Raw genomic sequence first — 20,449 nt, 5'->3', positions numbered from 1 at the left:
ACAATCTATAAAATAACTAAAATTTAACATATATGATTGACACAGTATTTCTTTTTCCTTTTTCACAATTTTAAAATTTAACCTCCTCCATTCAAGGGTAAAGGCTTTACACCTACTTTACAGGCCCTCAACTGGAGGAGGTTAAAAATTTTGATTTATTTGAATGGATAAAAGATATTATTCATTTTGTTCAAATGATTTTATTTTTTCAATAAATTGAACTAATCCTTTTTTCGTTTTATCAGAAACCCAATAGTTCTTAATTCATGTAAAGATTTTTTATTTTTAGTACTATTATCAAATTTCATTTGACCAAAAATTAAAAACTTTTAATAGCTTTTTTGGCTAAATGTTGATAGATCAAAAATACCATAAAAAAAGCCAAAAATGAAAGGCTAAAAGGAATAAAAAACCCATATCGATTGACCAAAACACCAGACAAAAGTGGAATAACCATTCCAATCAGTTTTTCCAAAGAACTGACACTCCCAAAAAACTCCCCTCTTTTCTCACGAGGAACTAATCTCATCAGGAATGAATAATGATGTGGAAACCAGACTGTATTACCAATTGAATAAAAAATGAAAGCAGCAATAATCATCCAATAACTTTTAGCCTGACTCATTAAACCTGCAAATAATACAAAAAATCCAATCCCATATTGGGCAATTCTAACGTCAGAAATTTTTGACCCTAAATTTTTACTATATAACCCGGTAAAAATTATAACCAGAGACGAAACTATCTTTAAAACCAAAACATCCATGACTGTTCCCTGCATTTTATCTAAAATGTAGTAACTTGTCACTAACATTGAAGCAAAATTAAGTCCAACAAAAATTAAAATTTGTGCTGAGGCTACTAAATATAATTCACGCGGGAAATTAATTGCAGCCTTATGTTTTGTAATCTCTATCGGTTCAACCCATTTCAAAAATTTATAGGGAATCAATGCAACAAATAAAAATCCGATACCACAAATCAAAAAAACAACTCGAAAAGCAAAAATCGAAGTAAATTTATATGTCAATAAATAACCTATAAAAGAATAAAAAATCAAAGTAAAAACTTCCGGTGTAATCAGATGATATGTATAAATTAAACTTTGCTTATCCTTTGAAAAAATTTCATTTTCATAAACCTTATAAACAGGATTCAGTATATTTGTAATCCTACCAGCTATTGATCCCAACATAAAATGAAAGGGAGTAGATGCCAAACTATAAATTAATGGAGGTAAACTTTCTGTAAGCCAATCCAGACTCATTCCTATATTGGGAGATATTTTGTCCAAAAATCTGCTCAAGATAAATGTTAATATTACATCAGCTAATGCTGTGATACTAAAAATTGCTCCCGCAGTTATTATATTAATGCCTAATTTATTCATGAATATTGGTAGGAGTACTGTATAGATTAATAAAATTCCGCCAAACCAATGCATAACCATGTATCTAATTACGGTATTATCAAGAGCTAAAAATTCAGCCAGTGGAGTAGTTATTAATTCTGTACAATTAATTACCTTTTTTACTATTGCTCTCATGTAGAATACCTCCCCAATGGAATATGTTTACAACGAGGATCAGGTTGATTTATAGTTTATAAGCTATACCAACACAACCACCTTGACAGATACTTAAAAAACCGCATTTCTTACATTCGCTGTATCATGTTAACATTGAAAACTAGACATGTTAAAGACTCTAGAACTATTGGAGATCTATTCTATTATTTGCTTAGTTATCTTAAAAATAAAATAAGGACTTTGAACTGCAAAAATTAAGTAATTTATCCTATATATTTAGGATTAGCTATAAATCTTAATTTACCTTCTTTTTGAAATTCGATGATAGGGCATAGTAAATTATAGTAACCTTCATTACCACCCATTGGGTTTATCTTTAGAATTTTCAATTTTTCTAAATTCAAAATACCATAAGTGACTTTTTTACCCTAATTATACTATCTATAGCTTAGATGGTCAAAAACCTGAAGAATTTGCTACTCCAACAGGTATTGCAATTCAGGGAGAGTTCCTTTATGTAGCTGATAGCAGAAACAATCGAATACAAAAATATCGAATCAACCATGAGGCTTTAGATCAATTAGAAAAAGAAGAAAAATAAAAAAAGCCGGCTCAATTATGAGTCGGCTTCAGTACTTTTATAAATCCAATCACCCGGTCGGATGACTACAGAATTTGTATCATTATTTACATCCTCTAAAACCAACAGAGAGATATAATCCTCTACTAATTTTTTCTCAGGTTTAGCTGTTGTAACCAATACCCCCAGACCTAAGACTTCTGCTTTAAACTCCTGCATAAGCTCCATCATCCCCCGGGCCGTCCCACCAGCTTTCATAAAATCATCTATAATAATTACTTTCGAGTTAACCGGCAAGGCTTTCCGTGGAAGTGACATGGTCTCAATCTTTTTCGAAGAGCCAGTCACATAATTGATACTCACCACTGAACCTTCAGTAACTCTGCTGCTGCGTCGTATGGTTACCAGAGGTACATTAAAAGCCCTGGCTGTCATCAGAGCAATGGGAATTCCTTTGGTCTCCATAGTAATAATATAATCCGGTTTTTTGTCAGCAAAGCATGTGGCAAAGATTCCCCCAATCTTATTTACCACTTCTGGGGTAAAGATCAAATCTGTCATATATAGAAAATTTCCTGGTAAAACCCGCTCCGGGTCAGAAAGTCTGGTACAAAGATCTTTAAGAAAATTTTCAATCTCATCCCGGGAATATAAAGGAATATAACGAACCCCGCCTGCTGCTCCAGCCAGGGTTTCAATCAAACCTAACTTTTGATTTTGAAAAACTTCCTTAATAATAGTTAAATCCTCACTAATAGAAGATTTAGCTGAATTTAATTTTTCGGTAAAATATTTCAAAGGAAATAATTGATGTGGATTATCGGTCAAAATTCTGGTAATTACTGCAATTCGTTCACTTCTTCGCATTAACCCCTTAACCTCCTTAAAACGAACATTGAGTCATTTTAATCATCTTAATGTTCATTTCTACACTTATGTTTATTCTCCTTCATTGGTTTTAACTTTATTCCAAATAAAAAAAGTCATTCAATCACAGGAAAGGATTGAATGACTTACAGCTATTTCGCCTGCTGCATATATTTCTCCATCAAAGCAAGGTCACTTGGTTTGTCCACATCAAATCCTATCTCGGGATATTCAAAAATTAAGGTAATTGCAGAACACCCAGTAATCTCTTTCAAACGCTCTTCTAACTCGGAGATGGTTAAAGAACCCAGAACAAACTTAATAATAAATTTTAAACCAAAAAGCCGGCTTAGCTTCAAAGGCTTTTTTCGCCAGGTTACAAGTTTATGTATAAACTCAGAGGCAATTTCAATTACTGATGGATTAAGAATAAAAATATTACCTCCGGTGAAAGTTCCTTCCCGTAAACGGGCATAGGTACGCTGAGTTCCGGGAAACTTACTCTGGTTCGCCTCTTTACTGATAATCGGATAATAGAAATCTGCGTCGCAACTTTTACAATGAGAAACGAAAAGATCTATAGTTTCAGCACTGATTAAAGGAATATCTGAAGTAAGAATCAAAATTTTCCGGTTACTCTTGAGGGTCTCAATTCCAGCTTTGATATTTTCCACAATTTGCTCTCTACTCTCAATCAAAAAGTCCACCTGATCTTTAAGATACGGTCTTAAAATTTCTACCGGGCCAACGACAGCAATTCTTTCTACCGACCTGGCATTACGTGCAGCCCTTACTACATATTCTATCATCGGTATGCCGTTAATTTCAATCAATGCTTCATACTCCGATTGACTACATTCTCTAAGTGGCCCTTGATTCCTGGCTCCTGCCAACAAAATAGCATCAACTTTCATCACTTGACCCCCTTCTCTTAAAGACACTCTGACCTGGTTCTGGTTCTAATTACCTGCCCCATAACTCTATCTTTAAGCTTCATAGCATATTCGTCAGCTTCTCTTTTCGAATCAATAATGGCAAAGAGTGTTGGACCGCTTCCCGACATAAGAACAGGATATGTACCCAAATTTTCCATTATTTTTTTGGTTTCAGCCACCTGTGGATAATAGTATAAAGTAATATCTTCCAAAACATTGACCAGATTTCTCTTAACCCCTTCCAGATCCCTACATTCAATAGCCTCCTGCATTTTCCGTAAATCAGGTTTTCTTTTAACTAACTCCGGCTTATATTTAGAATAAATCTCTTTTGTGGAGATATCAATCCCCGGCTTGACCAATACCAGTTCCATCTCAGGTAAAGGAGAGATTGGAGTAAGATCTGTTCCAATTCCTCTGGCTATAGCAGTCCCACCAAGAATACAGAAGGGAATATCTGCCCCTAATCTAGCACCAAACTTCATCAACTCATCTCGGGAAATGCCTAACCCCCATAACTCATTTAACCCTTTTAAAACCCCAGCTGCATCAGTACTACCACCAGCTAACCCTGCTGCAACAGGGATATTTTTAATGATTTTGATTTCAATACCCTTCTCAATCCCGTACTCTTTGATTAAAAGTTCTGCTGCACGATAGGCCAGATTACCCTCATCCTGAGGCACAAGAGGATGATTACAAGAAATTTTTATCCCCTTTTCCTTCCTTTCTTTTAAAATAATCTGATCATGAAGTTCTATAGATTGCATAATCATTTCCACTTCATGATAACCATCAGGCCGTTTGCCCAATACATCCAGTGTAAGATTAATTTTCGCATATGCCGGAATACTCAACTGGTTCAATTTTAAAAACCCCTCTCCAAAACTCCAGTTTTACAAGATATTATTAGCTATATTTAAATAAATTCCTGCTTATCTATATGAGGTAATAACTAAAGCTTCCGGCTTTTCTACTTTCCTAAAATAATTAACTAATTTAAGATTAAACTGCAAAAAGCTAATTTTGAGCGATATAGAAATTTTTCGCTAAACCATCTTAGCGAAATTTCAGTAAAAATAAAGCCTCATCATAGGATGTGATGAGCTAATCAAGGCCAGGAGGTCTCTTTGATTAGGGAGCCTTATTTCCACTGAAATCGAGCTTTATTCGAAAAATTTCTCAAGAAGCGAAAAATTAGCTTTTTGCAGTAAAATCATTTAAATAACCTTTTAAAGTCTCACTATAACGGGAAATGGGTCCAGGAACCATTTTTATAGTACAACACCGGGGAAAATCATCGTCTTTTCCCTCTACAATCTCTATAGACCGTATATTCTTATTTTTCGCTTTTAAAGGTAATTTATACAAAGATTATACTGCAAAAAGTTAATTTTGAGCGACATAGAAATTTTTCGCCAAATCATCTTAGCAAGACTTCCGCCAAAATAAGGCCTCATCACAGGAGGTGATGAGCTAATCAAAGCCAGGAGGGCCCTTTGATTAGGAAGCCTTATTTCGGCGAAAATTGAGCTTTAGATGATTCGAAAAATTTCTCAAGAAGCGAAAAATTAGCTTTTTGCAGTTTAACCATACAAAAAAATAAGTTCTGATCTCTTACAAGATCAGAACTTATTTTAACTTAAAAGTACCTACCACAGGTAAATGGTCGGAAGCTAAACCCTGAATGGGAGTTACCTCTTTTACTACTTCCCACTCTTTAGATGTCAGGATATAATCTACTTTTAATTCAGGGTTATGAGCAGGAAAGGTAGGTTTATAAGAATGAACCATAAGACCGGTATCTTTTAAAAACTTTTGCATCACAGGAGCAGTTGGCGTTGTGTTAAAATCTCCTAAAACTATCAGAGGTTCTTTTATCTTTTGTATTTTAAGGGTCAAAAATTCCAATTGTCTTTGTCTTTCTACCGGATTTAGACCCAGATGTGTCACTATAATCTGTACATTTCTATTCTTAAGACGTATAGTAAATTGAAATACCCCCCTGACTTCACGCCCTCTGAATCCAGGCAATTCTTCCTCTTTTGGGTTTAAAATAGGAAATCGCGCCAATACACCATTTCCATAGTGTCCTATCCCAAACCATAGGGTGGGTGCAAAAAAAGCATTCATTTCTGTTTTTTTCCCCAAAAAACCGATCTGATTTACCATCCCTGAACGAAAGTTCCTCACATCCACCTCATTTAATCCTACCAGATCCACATTAGCCTCTTTGATAACTTTAGCAATCCGATTTAAATCCACAAGGCCGTCCATTCCCTCACCATGGTGAATATTAAAAGTCATTACCCGCAATTGAGTCAATCCTTCTCCCTCCTGAAAGGTTTGAAAAGCCGGACTGACCTTTTCTACCCAAAAAATTGGATATGTAATTAATAAGAAAAGTATTAAAAGAATAAAAAACCATATATATTTCAAGGTATATTCCTCTTTCCATTTTAGACTCGTAGCCCTCTTTTTTATATTCAATAACTTATCCTTAAAAGCCTCCAAGTAGTTTATTCCAAAAATCTATTGAAACTTAAAATTAGCTTTTTGCAGTTTAATCATGAAAATTATTTACAAATATGCAAAAAAGAAAGCCAAAGCAATAATTATATAGGCAGCAATCAGCTGAAATCCTTCAAACCAATTGGATTGACCCTGCAAGTAGATGGTATTGGCTGTTAGCACTCCAAAACCAATAGCACTGAGCTCAAAAGGACTGAACAATACATTCATCGGTTTACCAACCAGATGGCTAAAAAAGATAAGCAGCGGCACAATAAATAGAGCCACCTGAATACTGGATCCCATGACCATATTTAAACTCAAATCAATCTTTCCCTTTCTCGCCATTAATACAGCTGTTGTATTTTCAGCAACATTAGAGATTAAAGGTATAATTATTACTCCTATAAATACCCCCGAAATTCCCAAATGTGCCTCAACATGATCAATTGCCCCTACCAATTGCTCACCCTCAAAGGCAATCAAAACTGTAGAAATTAGAAGAGTTAATATACATCTGGCCAACCCCCATTCAATTCGTTCTTTTTTTTGTGTATTAATACAAAATTTACGATGTGTTACCTGAGTAAAATATAAGCTGGCCAGATAAGTGATAAAAAGGGATGCTCCCACTCCAAGACTAAACCGACCTAAAACCAGAGTTTTAATGTTAGGAGAAACATAATAAAAGATAGCAGGAATAATCATTCCTACTATTGCCAACATTAACATGGTTGCATTGGTAACAGCCATTAATTGATTAAATCTCTGCCTTTGATATTTTATTCCTCCAAAAAAGAGGCTCAACCCCAGCACTAAAAGAAGGTTGGTAATAATTGACCCTGCAATAGTTGCTTTAACCACTCTTAAAAGACCTTTTAAAATGGCTAAAATTGATATAATTAGCTCTGTAGCATTACCAAAGGTAACGTTAATCAAACCGCCCAGACTCGGCCCAAGATGCTTGGAAAGCTCATCTGTACTTTTGGCAATAAGAGATGCCAATGGAATAATTGCCAGTGCAGATATTATAAAATTCCAATCTGAAGTACCATCAATAAAGCGTACTAAAATACTGATGGGAACAAAGATAAAGAAAATTTTAAACCATTTTATCATGCATACCTTCACCTCACAGTGAAAGTATGTCCAAAAATAAGCTTTTCTATAGGTAAAAATAGAAGAATAAAATACCCTCCGAGCACTTAATCTTATTTTACTGCACAAAGCTAATTTTTCGCTTTAGTAAAATTTTCCGAACCATCTAAAGTTCGATCTCAGTCGAAATAAGGCACACTAATCAACGGGTCCTCCTGGCCCTTGATTAGCTCATCACATCCTATGACGAGGCTTTATTTCTCCTTCGATCTCACTAAGATGGTTTAGCGAAAAATTTCTATACCGCTCAAAATTAGCTTTGTGCAGTTTTTTAGAAATTATCTATACCAAATGTTTTCCACAACCTGCAAATAAAGTATAATTTCCTAAACATTTAAAAAGAACTGTAGGTTAACCTACAGTCCTTTTGCTTTTAGCCTTTAGCACCAATTAGGGCTTTCGGAATACAGATTTTTTGACCGACTTCCAGTTTGTCAGGATTTTCTATATTGTTAAACTCAATTAAAGACTCCAGATTTACTTTATAACGCCGGGCAATTTTCCAGAGGGTATCGCCCTTTTGTACTACATAAACTATGTAAGAAGGCGGACACGGTTCCTCTACTATAGGTGAAATCTCTACCAGATCTGTTACACATTCAATTTCAACCATACTTGTTACTTTAACACATTTTTCTAAGAGAACATTCATTTCCAGGGTCCGGTCGTTTAAGACCTGACAGGAAGTACGTTTAACTTCAACCTCAACATAAACATCCATTCCTTCTTCACAATCTTCAATAGAAATATAATTGTCAAAATCAAAGTAATCTTTTAAACAAACAGTCACTTCACCGTTACAGTAATCCTCTTCTGCGGTGTAATATGCAGTGCCTTCTATACTTCCTTCTACTACCACACCCCCATCATTGACCATACTGGTTAAATCTTTAATTCGACTATAACATTGGAGAACCCCTTTAACATCAGGTCTAGTTGGTGGAACATTTATCCTATGAACAATAGAATCCCTTACCCGATTCTGTCCAATCATTTCTTCTATCAATACAGTAACCCTTTCGGTATCAAACATATCATTTAGAATATCTGTAACTACGGTTAAGCGGCGCGGTCTAGTTACTTTGGCATAACATTCAACTTGCCCGACAATGCGAATTTTATCATTTGCCATTTTTTGAACACTTAGTTCAGTAAGTTTATAATTACCATAAACAATCATACCCGGTTCTACTCCATAAAGGTCGAGAGTATGATTAAATTCAATCCGTTCATCTAAATAGTGTAGTTTTTCCTCATCATCATTAGAACGATAAAGAATACTAACCTCTATAACTCCTTCACAGGTTACCGCATTTTCCATGGTCTTATACTCTGTCTTAACAATTTCTCCTACTATAGCTAAAACTTCATCCATTTCATGAAAATCGTAATTAAAATCTACCTCCTTTGCTACGGTTGCCCGAATTGTTTCATCGCCAATCCATTCTTCTAATCTAAGTTGTTCTTCAACGATCTCTTCTTTAGGAAGTCCACTGATTCCGGTAATACATTTGATATCCCTAATATCACTGACAGCACAATATTTGATTAAAGTAACAGCAACCTCTAACATATCTGTTTCCAAAACTTCATAAGTTATATCAGCTACGCGAATATTTAAGAAAATATTCATCCCCGACTTTGCTTCCGGTATATCAATAAAATTCTCAAACTCTATTCTGGCATTCTGCTGATATATACTTAAATATGATTCTTCATGATCTTCATCAACTTCTTCAACATTATAAAGGCAGTCTATATTGAGTACTCCATTGATTTCCACACCACCATCTACAATGATTGCTTTAACATCTTTAACCTGTGCTTTCACGTCCAGAACTTCACTTATCTGGCTGTCATTTTCATGAGCCCTAAGTTCAATATCCCCTGAAACTACATCCTTGACCACTTCCCGGGCAATAACAACTTCTGCCTTAATTCGTTCTTCTTTAAACTTGATAGCCAATTTCCTTTCCTCCTTTCTTAATAACTAAAATAAGTTCATTTATATAATATGCATGGATAACCATAAAGTGCAGATTCTAAAAATAAAATTTGCTTTTACAGTAATATATATAGTCTCTGCACAAAAAATATGACTTTTAGTCTCTTAAATTTGACCTGATCTTTAAACTGATTGGCTCTTCTGGAAAACTTCACTGTCAACAAAAATTAACCATACCAATAAGGCGATAACTAAGTTCCATTAGAATAGAAAGATGTAATTGTCCATTATTATGAGAGTGATATTCATATCCCTTTATTACAGGAAAAACTTTAATTTTATTATAATATTTACCTTTTAATGTTATTTTTTCTTTTATTTCAAGCTGAACCGGTACTATTTTTACTCTCTCTTTTTCTTTTATCTTAACATCAACTTCTCCATCCAACCTTAATACTCCACTATTTAAATTAACCTCATAATCCCGCAAATTTAATTCTAACTCCTGAACTTCTTCAATTTGACCCAGTAAAATCCGTTCTTCCAATCTTTGCTCCACACTACCCATCTTTAAAACAGGTCTAAACCATTCAGCAGTTTTTATCTTAAGATCAGTAACCAACTCATGTTCTTTCCTTTGATAAAGAAAGTAGTTAAGATAAACCAGACAACATACTCTGACCAGACTGCCATCCTCCAATAACTCATGATCCACTATCTTAATCCTGGGTGTAAGATGAATTTGAATACCCGGGATAAATTTTTTTAAAGGAATATATCTATAGAAATAGAAAGTTTGACAATGGTGTCTTTCACTGTTTTCAGACAGATAATATATAGTTAACTCTACCTCACCTCTAATTATCCATCCTCTTTCTGTAAACCTGATCTGCCAATCTTTGATTCTGCTCTCAATTTTAAGAATCTGACTGGCATACCTATATAAATAAACCTTCTCTTCCCTCGGGAAAACAATCTGATCCCTATCAACTTCTTCTGTCAGATAAAATTTCTCCCACTTAATTCCTTCACCCATTCCCTCAACCCGGGTTAGCACAGGTTCTCTAAATAGGTAATGATAAATCCCTTGATAATCTATTACTGCTTTAATACTCAATCTTTTATCCCGAATATTAAAATCAGGAATCTCTACCACCGCTTCTACTTGCCAGTATCCCCTTTGATCTTCTAAAAAAGTTTCATTAATTATCATCTGCTCTACCAGTCTTGACCACTTATGATTTCGTTTAATACCGTCTTTGTCCAGATAAGTAATTATATATTCCAGATCTCCACTTATAAAGAGCTGTTTTTTAACCTTTTCAATCTTTAATCTTATAAACTCACCCGTTATATCAACCACCTGTTCTATATTAAAATCGGATAAATCAATACTTTCTTCTAACATCTGAGTAGAATAAACTGGTTGGCCAATCTGTTCCACTTCTACTACCTTCATCTCTACACCCTCAGGTAAGATGCTCGATTCTCCTGTATAGTAATTAACTTCTTTTTTTTGAAAAAATTTAATCTGACAGTGATATAATACTACTAGCTCACCTTCCTCCATGACCAGATCATCTAGATCAATTAAGACCCAGGCTTCATCTGAAATTCCTTTTAAGTCATCAGACTTAGGAATAAAAAAATGTTCTTTTTTCTCAAAAAAAAATGTACCTAATTTTTGCTGATCTGTAACATACTCACCCCAAAACAAACAAGTAATATCTATAAAACAGCCATCCTGAGTTATTTCACTTTTCTTCTTATCAATTACCCCTGTAATTTTTGAAAGGAGAAAGAAGTCTTCAGGTAATTGAATAGGATAAATTCTTAAGAAACTCTTCTCTAATTCCCCCTTTTTTTTCTGAAAAATACCGGATTTTTTCTTGAGTCCTTCTAATTTATAATGATCTTTTACATGATATTCAGCAAATATAAGTTTCATTTGTATTTTTTGCTTTAAGAAGACCTGTCCTTTCTTTTTGATAAGATGATAATCGATCTGTTCAATGGAAAGATCAATCTCAAAATTCAATAGGTTTGCCTCCATTAAATCAGAGCCAGGAATCAGGTACGTGAAATGAAAAATATGATCCATCATTTCACGGATACCATCCCGGGTAAAAGTAAGTTCTTCTGCAATCATTCCGTTAACCATCAATCCTTCCGGACGCAGAAATTGACGTATTTTTTTAACCTTTGCACTGAGTTCGGGATATGAAAATGATGAAAGGTTTAGAGGCAGCTCAAAATCAAGATCAAATCTATAATGGCGAAGATTAACCAATTCTTCTACAAAGATGGATTCCAAAAACCTCCCCCCCTTTCTTTATAAATGTGTATGCCATAAACAAAAAAATAATAACCGGATCAGGCATTCTACCCAATCCGGTCTTTATAATTTTTTTAATGATTTTACTGCAAAAAGCTAATTTTTCGCTTCAAAAAAAATTTTTCGAACCATCTAAAGTTCGATTTCAGTCGAAATAAGACACACTAATCAATGGGCCCTTCTGGCCCTTGATTAGCTCATCAATCCTCATATGAGACCTTATTTCGACTGAAATCTCACTAAGATGATTTAACAAAAAATTTCTATGTCGCTCAAAATTAGCTTTTTGCAGTTTAATCTTTAATTAATATTATGCGCCAGGACCATAAGGACCAACAACTACTTCGGGTATGGAAATTTGGGTACTCTGGGTAACTCTAACGAAGATTTCAATGACTATTCTTTGATTTAAGATATCACTTGGTGCAACTAATTCAGGTTTAATAAATTCTATAACTGGACTAATATCTGCTTTCATTCCCGGTTTAGCACCAGGTACTTCTACAAAAGTACTAAATGGTATATCTACAGCTAAATGTCTTTCGATATTGTCTTCATCAATAAAGAAGATTTGCTTATGAACAACTCCATGAATAATTACCTTATCATTGATAATTGTACTTTGAACATCTATAACAGTTGCATTAATCTCTTTAATCTCAATTGCCGGAACTGGTAGTTGAACAGTGTTCTCCAACAGAATCTGGCGTACATTTTCATTAATTACTTCTGGAACTTTGAGAAGAATATCTTCACCGGTTACCAGGTTTAACTGAACATTTTCAGTAACTCTGACAAAAATATCAAGTACCACTTCCTGAACCAGGATAATTCCATCTTCACTGAGTTCCCGTTTAATAAATTCTATAGTTGGTTCAACCTGGTAATTTTGACCCGCTTCTGCTCCCGGAACATCTACAAAAGTACTAAATGAAACATCTTCCCCTATGTGACGTTCAATATTATCCTCACCAATGAAGAATATTTGCTTATGAACAATACCCTGAACAATTACTTTATCTTCAATAACTTCACAGATAATATCCTGAACCTGGGCACTAATTTCTATAATCTTTGTTGCTGGAACTGGAAGTTTCAACTCACTGGGAACCAAAGTTTGAACGGAATTTTCTCCAACTACCTTTTCTAATTTTACTAACGGGCCTTCTCCTACTTCAACAAAGATTTGCTGCATATCTGTTACTATAACGAAAAATTCCACTACAATCTTCTGATGAAGAACACACCCCCCATCGAGTAAATCTGTTTTGATATGTTCTATAATTGGATGAACCTTAACATCCATTCCCGGTTCTGCACCAGGAATATCGATAAAGAAGCTAAATGGAATGTTTTCAGTTTGATAACGAACCACATTATTTTCATCTACAAAAAATATTTGTTTGTATACTAACCCCTGGATGATTACCTTATCATTAATTACAGTTGCAGTAATATCCTGAATAGTTGCTTCTACATCCCGAACTCTAATTGCACAGAAGTTTAATGCTAAATCTGTGACAAACATTTGCTGAATCGTATTTTCACCAATCACTACAGGAACCTTCACCAATTCAATTCCCGTTTGCTGTTTAACATCAGCCATACTCCTCCCCCCTTCTAATAAATTTTGAATTTTATTTTCAACTTCAACTTTTAAATCCCCCTTTCTCAGCCCTTCCCCCCCTTCAAAAGATTGAACAGTATCTAAATTTTCGAAGATATTAACATTATTTTGCATAACTTTAATATATTGCTTCTCTAACTCTTCTCTACTAATAGTTGGTGAACTTCGCTGACCTATAGAGTTAGATCTTAACCAACCCAACATCCCGGCCCCCTGCCAGGCTTCTCTATACCAGTGCTGTAATAAATATAAATTACTTAATATAAAACCCATCATCATTCCGACCATGATAAAAATCTCAAACATTTACCTATTCCCCTCCTTTCTTCTCTTATACGTCTGAGCAGTTCTTCTCCAGCTTTTCTCTATATAATATGGAACAGGAATCAAATATGTGAAGAGATTTTTTTGATAAAGTATGAGAAAGGCGTAGATTAAATCTACACCCCTACAAAATTTCTACATCAGTTACAACTTCAAACGGCATTGGTCCCTTTCCATCTCCTACAAATACTGACATTAGCTTCAGATACAGTAAATGTTGCCTGAATAGCTGGGACTGTAAAAAGAAAAGATCAAAAGGGACTTCTTCCACCTTAACGGTTTCTCATCCACCTTCTGTCAGATAACAACACTTAAGCATTCACTGTAACTTGATCGGTAATGATTCCAGAACCTTCTACATTTGGTTACAACTTAAGTTTGTTCTGCCATTGCTGTACCTAAGATGAATTTAAAGATTATAGTTTGATCTACCCGTTGATTATCCACAAGTTTAAAAGATAGATTCTCAATTTCAATCTTTAAATCATCAACATTAGTATCAGGAGTAATTCCAGGCACATCAATTAAGAACTCAAACGGAACGACCTCGGTAGTACCCCGGACAATATTTTGAATATCTACAAAAGTTACCTGTTTTAAAACCTCTCCAGTAACCAAAATCCTATCATCCAGGACATCTATTTTAACATTCTGTATTATCGGCTCAATGGACTTAATTTTTATAGCCTTAAAAGGTAAATAAAAACTATTGGTCAAAATCTCCTGTACCATCTGTTCTTTTACTGTTGCAACCTCTCTTTCAACGGTAATCGGTAATATTATTTCTGGAACCCGACGTTCGATTAAAAGCTGTTTTGTGTTCTCTCCTATAACCTCCTTTACCTTTAACAAGGGACCATTTCCTGGTACAACATTGACCTGCTGTACTTCTGTGACTTTAACAAAGTATTGAACTATAACTTTTTGATGTAAGATATTACCTTCCTGTAATTTAAAAATTACATCTTCAATGACAGGATTAAAGTCTATATCATTTCCAGGTTTTGCCCCCGGAATATTTACAAAATTTCTAAATGGTACATCTTCTGCCTGGTAACGTTCTATATTATTTTCATCAACGTAAAAGATTTGCTTATGGAGAATCCCTTGAAGAACAACTTTATCCTTTATTGCAACCGTTCTTAAATTTCCAAAAGAAACATTAACCTCTTTAACTTTAATGGCTGGAAAATTAAGAGGAAGGTCACTTATGATTAAATCCTGTTTAGTATTTTCTCCAATGATAAATGGGAGTTTGATTAGCGGTCCTGAACCAACTTCCACATTTGCCTGTACTATTCTATGAACCTTGGCAAATATTTCAAAGACAATCTCCTGGTTTAAAATACTTCCCCCCTGAATCTGTTCTAAATCCCATTTAATCAATTCAATTTGGGCATTGACCTGAACATTATCTCCAAAAACTGCACCAGGAATATCAAGGAATGTACTAAAAGGTATATCTTCAGATAAGTGACGTTCTACATTATCTACATCCACAAAAAAGACCTGTTTATGAATAATTCCCTGAACAATTACTTTATCATGAATCACTTCTGTACCTGTTACACGAACCTCTGCTATAATATCATCAACTTTGATGGCAACTTCCGGAAAAGAGGTTTTATTGATAATAAGTTCCTGTTTTATGTTCTCACCAATCACCTCTTCTGCTTTAACCAGAGGTCCTGCCGGGTTTAAAGCTACATTGAACTGAACCTCATCTACCACTTTAGCAAAAATTTGCAAAATTATTTTCTGAGTTATCTGTGTGCCATCCGGACTTAATTCAGTTTTTATATGTTCAATCACAATCTCCACCTGAGTTTCCATCTCTGGCAGAGCACCGGGAATATCTATAAAAGTACTGAAAATTACATCCTCAGAAAAATGTCTGACAATTCCATCAAAATCAACAAAGAAAATCTGCTTATGAACTATCCCCTGAATAATTACTTTATCACGGATAACATCTATCTCTACATTCCGAATTTCTGCCCGAACATCTTTAATTTTTTCTGCCGGAACCGGTAATGTAACACCTCCTACCTCTTCTCTATTGACTATTATAGAATCCATATGCCAGGCCCCCTTTCATGTTTGGTTACTGTATTATATGGGAAACAGGTTAGAATTGTTAACAGATTTATATACACAAAAAAACAGCTAGAAATAATATTTCCAGCTGTTCCAATAAATTATTCGAAATTATAAATGATTATACTGTAAAAAGCTAATTTTGAGCAACATAGAAATTTTTCACTAAACCATCTTAGCGAGATTTCCAATGAAATAAGGCCTCATCACAGGAGGTGATGAGCTAATCAAGAACCAAGAGGGCCCTTTGATTAGGAAACCTTATTTCGGCGGAAATCGAGCTTTAGATGGTTCGAAAAATTAGCTTTTTGCAGCTTAACCATAAATACTTTTTGAAAAATATCTATCACTGCGATCAGGGAAAATAGTAACAATATTAATAGGTCCATCACCTGAACCTTTAAGCTTCTCAATCTGGTGAAATACTCCGGCCATCGCTGCTCCTGAGGATGAACCTACTGTCAAACCCTCTTTACGGGCCAGCTCTTTTACATAAAAAAAGCTTTCTTCATCAGTAACCTTTTCAACCTCATCAATTAAACTCATATCCAGCGTTTCGGGAATAAAACTGTTTCCAATTCCTTCAACCTGATAACAACCCTTTTCTCCTCCACCAATAATTGAACCATAAGGTTCTACCACGACACCCTTAATATCCGGGTTTTTCTCCTTAAAATACTGCATGACCCCTGTAAAAGTTCCGCCTGAACCTACACCCGCTACAAAAATATCAATCTTTCCTTCCAATTGTTCGTAAATTTCAGGCCCTGTTGTCAAATAATGGGCTTTAGGATTTGATTGATTAGTAAATTGATTGGGAATATAGGCATCTTCATTTTCTTCAGCCAATTCATATGCCCTTTTAATAGCTCCCTGAATACCGAGTGCCTCCGGTGTATTTATAATTTCCGCACCCAATGCCCTCATTAAAATCTGCTTTTCAACAGAGAATTTTTCAGGCACAACAAGCTTCACTTGATATCCTTTTATAAGTGCAGCTAAAGCTAACCCAATCCCTGTATTTCCTGCTGTCGGTTCTATAATCACAGTTCCCTCTCTGATTAACCCCTGTTCTTCTGCATCTTTAATGATTTGAAAACCTATTCGATCTTTTATACTACCACCCGGATTAAAGATTTCCAATTTGGCAAATACATTGAATTGCTCCGGTATTCCCATATTATTCAGTTTGAGCAAAGGTGTTTTACCGACCAGTTCTCCAACACTATTTACATAATCCATTATTCTCCCCCCTTCATTGCCTGTCCAAGATCTGCGATTAAATCATCACAATCTTCAATTCCCACAGAAAGACGAATTAGAGCATCACTAATACCGAGTTTGATCCGGTCCTCTTTAGGAATAGAAGCATGAGTCATTAAAGCGGGAAGAGAAATAAGACTCTCAACACCACCCAGACTTTCAGCTAAGGCAATCATCTTCACCCGTTCTAAGATTTTTCGGGCCAATTTTGGACTTTCAACTTCAAAAGAAATCATTCCACCTGGCCCTGAAGCCTGTTTTCGATTAATTTCATACCCAGGGTGTTCTTTTAAACCCGGATAGTAAACTTTAATTACCTGTTTCTGTTCTTTTAACCAATTAGCTATCCTCTGAGCATTTTCCTGATGGCGTTCCATCCGTACACCTAAAGTTTTAATGCCCCGCATCAACAACCATGAATCCTGAGGGCCAAGGATTGCACCAACCGAATTTTGAACAAAATGAAGCCGTTCTCCCAATTCTTCATCTTTAACCACAACTAACCCCGCTACTAAATCGGAGTGTCCACCCAGATATTTAGTAGCACTGTGCACTACAATATCTGCTCCCAGAGCTATTGGTCTCTGTAAATATGGTGTCATAAATGTGTTATCAACTATCAGTAACAGATTATTAGTTTGTGCAATTTTACTGACAGCACTAATATCTGTAATCTTAAGCAAAGGATTGGTAGGAGTTTCAATAAAAATCCCCTTTGTATTTAAACGAATAGCTTTTTCTACTTCTTCTAAATTGGTAGTATCGACTAACGTATACTCAATCCCCAGGTTGACAAAAATTTTGTCAATAACTCTAAAAGTACCTCCATAAACGTTATCAGATACAATCAAATGATCCCCGCTTTTAAATAACATTATCACAGATGACATAGCCGCCATTCCAGAACTAAAAGCAAAACCGGCTACACCTTCCTCCAGATCAGCAATCAATCTTTCTAATGCTTCCCGGGTGGGATTTCCAGTTCTAGAGTATTCATAACCCATATGTTGACCTGGTGAAGATTGTTTATATGTGGATACTTGATATATCGGTACACTAACTGCACCGGTACGCGGATCAGTTGAAATCCCCCATGAATTAATTTCGAATTCAACCTCATATTAATTTTCTACCTCCTTGATTTTTTTCGCATCCATAATCCAGACGAATTTATTCATTCTGGTAAACTCAACCTCAAAACCCGCAGCCGTAAACTGATTCTTTAGTACATCAATTGTTGTATAATATTCCCGTTTCAGGTCTTTTAATAAACCCATATAGCCCCTGGCCTTAGTATCCCGCAATAATTCTTCTTTAAATTTAAGATTCTCATAAACTGTATCTGCAAAAATTACCTGCCCTCCCATGACCAGGTGTTGATTAAAATTACGAATGGCATCAGCTTTCTCTTCATCTGTTAAATGGTGAAAAGCATAACTTGAAACTATTCCATGAACTTTTCGCAATTTTTCGGGAAAATTTAAAAAATCCCCTTCATAAATCTCCAGTTCAGGAAATTTTCTCTTTGCTATTTTTCTCATCTCCTTAGAAGGTTCTATTGCCATCACCTGAAATCCAGCCTTAATCAGAAAACCTGCTAAATTACCTGTTCCGGTTCCAATATCAATTACTTTACCTTTTTTAGGCTGCTTTAACTTTTCCACAATTGTTGCCAGTATTCTTGTATAACCTTCAAATACTTCATGATACTCGCCCGGATTTTTCAATACAGTATCATCATAATTTGCAGCCCACTTAGCAAATATGGTTTCAAACCTGGGCATCATAGTCTCCTCCTTAATCTATACTATTCCGATAGGGTTTGTAGGTATTTTATCAAAAAAAAATACATTTGTAAAGATAAAAAAGCAAATCAGCTAAATTTAATGGGTCTATAATTAATGTTGTGAAGAAAAAATTATAAAAAATAAAAAGGCATTTGCTGGCTCCGTTGAATTAATTAGTTGCGAACTAAAAACCAAAGAAAGGAGTCCAGCAAATGCAATATAATAATATCATAAAATTTCTTGATTTGCCAGACATTATTGCAACTGAAATTATTTCAACGGAGGACAGATATATTTTTATCGCTGAAGCAAAGAAAAATCACATTGTGTGTCCTCAGTGTGGTAATATCACTAATAAAATCCATGATACAAAATGGCAAAATATTAGAGACATCCCCATAAGAGGTAAACTAGTAATCATTAGACTTCTAAAGAAAAGATATCGTTGTCCTTATTGTCATAAGAGGGGTATCCCTGAAAAATATGAAAGTATTGATAAATATGCCCGTAAAACCAAACGCTTTGATAAATATCTTGCTAAAGAAACTGTCAGCAAGGATTATTCTAAAGTTGCTAGAGAAAACGGGTTAAGTTATACAGCTGTTAATAATGCAGTTAAAAAAGTAGTTGACCCTCTCATTAAACAACAAGTTTCAAAACTTAGTCAATTAAAAGCCATCAGTATCGATGAATTTGCAGTTTTAAAACGCCATAAATATGGAGTTAGCATTACAGATCCAATTAATCGGGAGTTAATTGACATTTTACCTACTCGCAAAAAGGATGATTTAATTGACTACTTTAATTGTTGGGAAGATGAACAAAGACGACAGATTCAATCGATCTCTATGGATATGTGGCGGCCGTTCAAAGCAGTAGCAAATGCAGCATTTACTCATGCAAAAATTGTTATAGATAAATTTCATCTTGTAACTTTAATGAACAGAGCCCTTGATGAAGTTAGAAAACAAGTTCAACAAACAGTAAATAATCATCAGAGAAGAAAGTTTTTTCAAAGTCGTTTATTACTCCAAAAACGAGCTGAAGAATTGACAGATGAAGAACATGAAAAGCTCATCAAATTATTTGAACTCAGTCCAGCTCTAGAAAAGGCCTGGGAATTAAAAGAGGAATTCAGAGACCTATTGCAGCTAGATGATGTGAAAGAAGCCACCAGAGCTCTAAAAAGGTGGTATAAAGAAATAATAAAAAGCAAGCTGATGCCTTTTTACCAGGTAAAAAAGATAATACAAAGATGGGAAGAAAAAATACTAAATTATTTTAAGACTAAGATAACCAATGGCTTTGCTGAGGGTATCAATAACAAGATTAAATTGATCAAAAGGATTGGATATGGTGTTCCAAATGTTATGAATCTAAGGAGAAGAGTATTTAATGCAATGTTAAGTTATTAAATTTAAATGTTTATTTCAAAATCAATTTACCAATCAATTCAACGGAGCCAACTTATCTTTCACAACATTTGACGGAG

The 20,449-nt window shown here is 34.8% G+C and carries 16 protein-coding genes and 1 pseudogene; 2 read left to right on the top strand and 15 right to left on the bottom strand.

Features of this window, described 5'->3' with window-relative positions; genetic code table 11:
- Positions 1-319 precede the first annotated feature (319 nt).
- On the bottom strand, positions 320-1,546 hold the full coding sequence (locus BBF96_RS14910) for an MFS transporter (protein WP_127017887.1): 1,227 nt from the start codon (positions 1,544-1,546) through the stop codon (positions 320-322).
- Positions 1,547-1,967: 421 nt separating this feature from the next.
- Here BBF96_RS14910 and BBF96_RS17570 point away from each other — a divergent pair, with 421 nt between their 5' ends.
- Positions 1,968-2,129, top strand: a complete 162-nt coding sequence (locus tag BBF96_RS17570; protein ID WP_127018298.1) for a hypothetical protein — start codon at positions 1,968-1,970, stop codon at positions 2,127-2,129.
- A 15-nt stretch (positions 2,130-2,144) separates the two neighbouring features.
- Here BBF96_RS17570 and purR read toward each other — a convergent pair whose 3' ends face one another.
- The 14 genes and pseudogenes from purR to BBF96_RS14845 all read right to left on the bottom strand — a co-directional run bounded on the left by purR (position 2,145) and on the right by BBF96_RS14845 (position 18,954).
- Complete coding sequence (purR, locus tag BBF96_RS14900; protein ID WP_127017886.1) at positions 2,145-2,975, bottom strand: pur operon repressor; 831 nt, start codon at positions 2,973-2,975, stop codon at positions 2,145-2,147.
- 152 nt (positions 2,976-3,127) lie between these two features.
- Entirely contained in the window at positions 3,128-3,889 is a 762-nt protein-coding gene (locus tag BBF96_RS14895) for a nucleotidyltransferase family protein (RefSeq protein WP_127017885.1), read from the bottom strand.
- 17 nt (positions 3,890-3,906) lie between these two features.
- The gene (gene ispE, locus BBF96_RS14890; RefSeq protein WP_127017884.1) at positions 3,907-4,776 is read right to left on the bottom strand and encodes a 4-(cytidine 5'-diphospho)-2-C-methyl-D-erythritol kinase; all 870 of its coding nucleotides are present in this window, start codon (positions 4,774-4,776) and stop codon (positions 3,907-3,909) included.
- A 331-nt stretch (positions 4,777-5,107) separates the two neighbouring features.
- Complete coding sequence (locus tag BBF96_RS16570; protein WP_164731129.1) at positions 5,108-5,281, bottom strand: hypothetical protein; 174 nt, start codon at positions 5,279-5,281, stop codon at positions 5,108-5,110.
- A gap of 261 nt (positions 5,282-5,542) precedes the next feature.
- Positions 5,543-6,235, bottom strand: a complete 693-nt coding sequence (locus tag BBF96_RS14885; RefSeq protein ID WP_127017883.1) for an endonuclease/exonuclease/phosphatase family protein — start codon at positions 6,233-6,235, stop codon at positions 5,543-5,545.
- A 255-nt stretch (positions 6,236-6,490) separates the two neighbouring features.
- Entirely contained in the window at positions 6,491-7,540 is a 1,050-nt protein-coding gene (gene cax, locus BBF96_RS14880; RefSeq protein ID WP_127017882.1) for a calcium/proton exchanger, read from the bottom strand.
- A 412-nt stretch (positions 7,541-7,952) separates the two neighbouring features.
- Positions 7,953-9,545 carry a DUF3794 and LysM peptidoglycan-binding domain-containing protein gene (locus BBF96_RS14875; RefSeq protein ID WP_127017881.1) on the bottom strand — a complete coding sequence of 531 codons (1,593 nt, stop codon included), beginning with the start codon at positions 9,543-9,545 and terminating at the stop codon, positions 7,953-7,955.
- A gap of 196 nt (positions 9,546-9,741) precedes the next feature.
- Positions 9,742-11,838, bottom strand: coding sequence for a DUF3794 domain-containing protein (locus tag BBF96_RS14870; RefSeq protein WP_127017880.1), 2,097 nt, complete (start codon positions 11,836-11,838; stop codon positions 9,742-9,744).
- A 331-nt stretch (positions 11,839-12,169) separates the two neighbouring features.
- On the bottom strand, positions 12,170-13,792 hold the full coding sequence (locus BBF96_RS14865) for a DUF3794 domain-containing protein (RefSeq protein ID WP_127017879.1): 1,623 nt from the start codon (positions 13,790-13,792) through the stop codon (positions 12,170-12,172).
- Between the two features lie 142 nt (positions 13,793-13,934).
- Positions 13,935-14,081, bottom strand: a complete 147-nt coding sequence (locus tag BBF96_RS16565; protein ID WP_164731128.1) for a hypothetical protein — start codon at positions 14,079-14,081, stop codon at positions 13,935-13,937.
- A 101-nt stretch (positions 14,082-14,182) separates the two neighbouring features.
- Positions 14,183-15,889: a DUF3794 domain-containing protein gene (locus tag BBF96_RS14860; RefSeq protein WP_127017878.1), complete on the bottom strand. Its 1,707-nt coding sequence runs from the start codon at positions 15,887-15,889 to the stop codon at positions 14,183-14,185.
- Between the two features lie 333 nt (positions 15,890-16,222).
- Complete coding sequence (locus BBF96_RS14855; protein WP_127017877.1) at positions 16,223-17,149, bottom strand: PLP-dependent cysteine synthase family protein; 927 nt, start codon at positions 17,147-17,149, stop codon at positions 16,223-16,225.
- Positions 17,149-18,290: pseudogene (locus BBF96_RS14850) on the bottom strand (bifunctional cystathionine gamma-lyase/homocysteine desulfhydrase). Before BBF96_RS14850 ends, BBF96_RS14855 begins: the two are co-directional and overlap by 1 nt.
- A 1-nt stretch (position 18,291) precedes the next feature.
- Complete coding sequence (locus tag BBF96_RS14845; RefSeq protein WP_205665655.1) at positions 18,292-18,954, bottom strand: class I SAM-dependent methyltransferase; 663 nt, start codon at positions 18,952-18,954, stop codon at positions 18,292-18,294.
- A 215-nt stretch (positions 18,955-19,169) separates the two neighbouring features.
- On the opposite strand from BBF96_RS14845, the gene BBF96_RS14840 reads away from it, so the two are divergent.
- A complete protein-coding gene (locus tag BBF96_RS14840; RefSeq protein WP_127017874.1) occupies positions 19,170-20,372 on the top strand; it encodes an ISL3 family transposase in 1,203 nt (400 codons plus the stop codon).
- Positions 20,373-20,449: the final 77 nt, after the last annotated feature.

Source organism: Anoxybacter fermentans, assembly GCF_003991135.1.
GTDB lineage: Bacteria > Bacillota > Halanaerobiia > DY22613 > DY22613 > Anoxybacter > Anoxybacter fermentans.
Note: the sequence above shows the minus strand (reverse complement) of the source record. Positions and strands in the feature narration are given on the sequence as shown.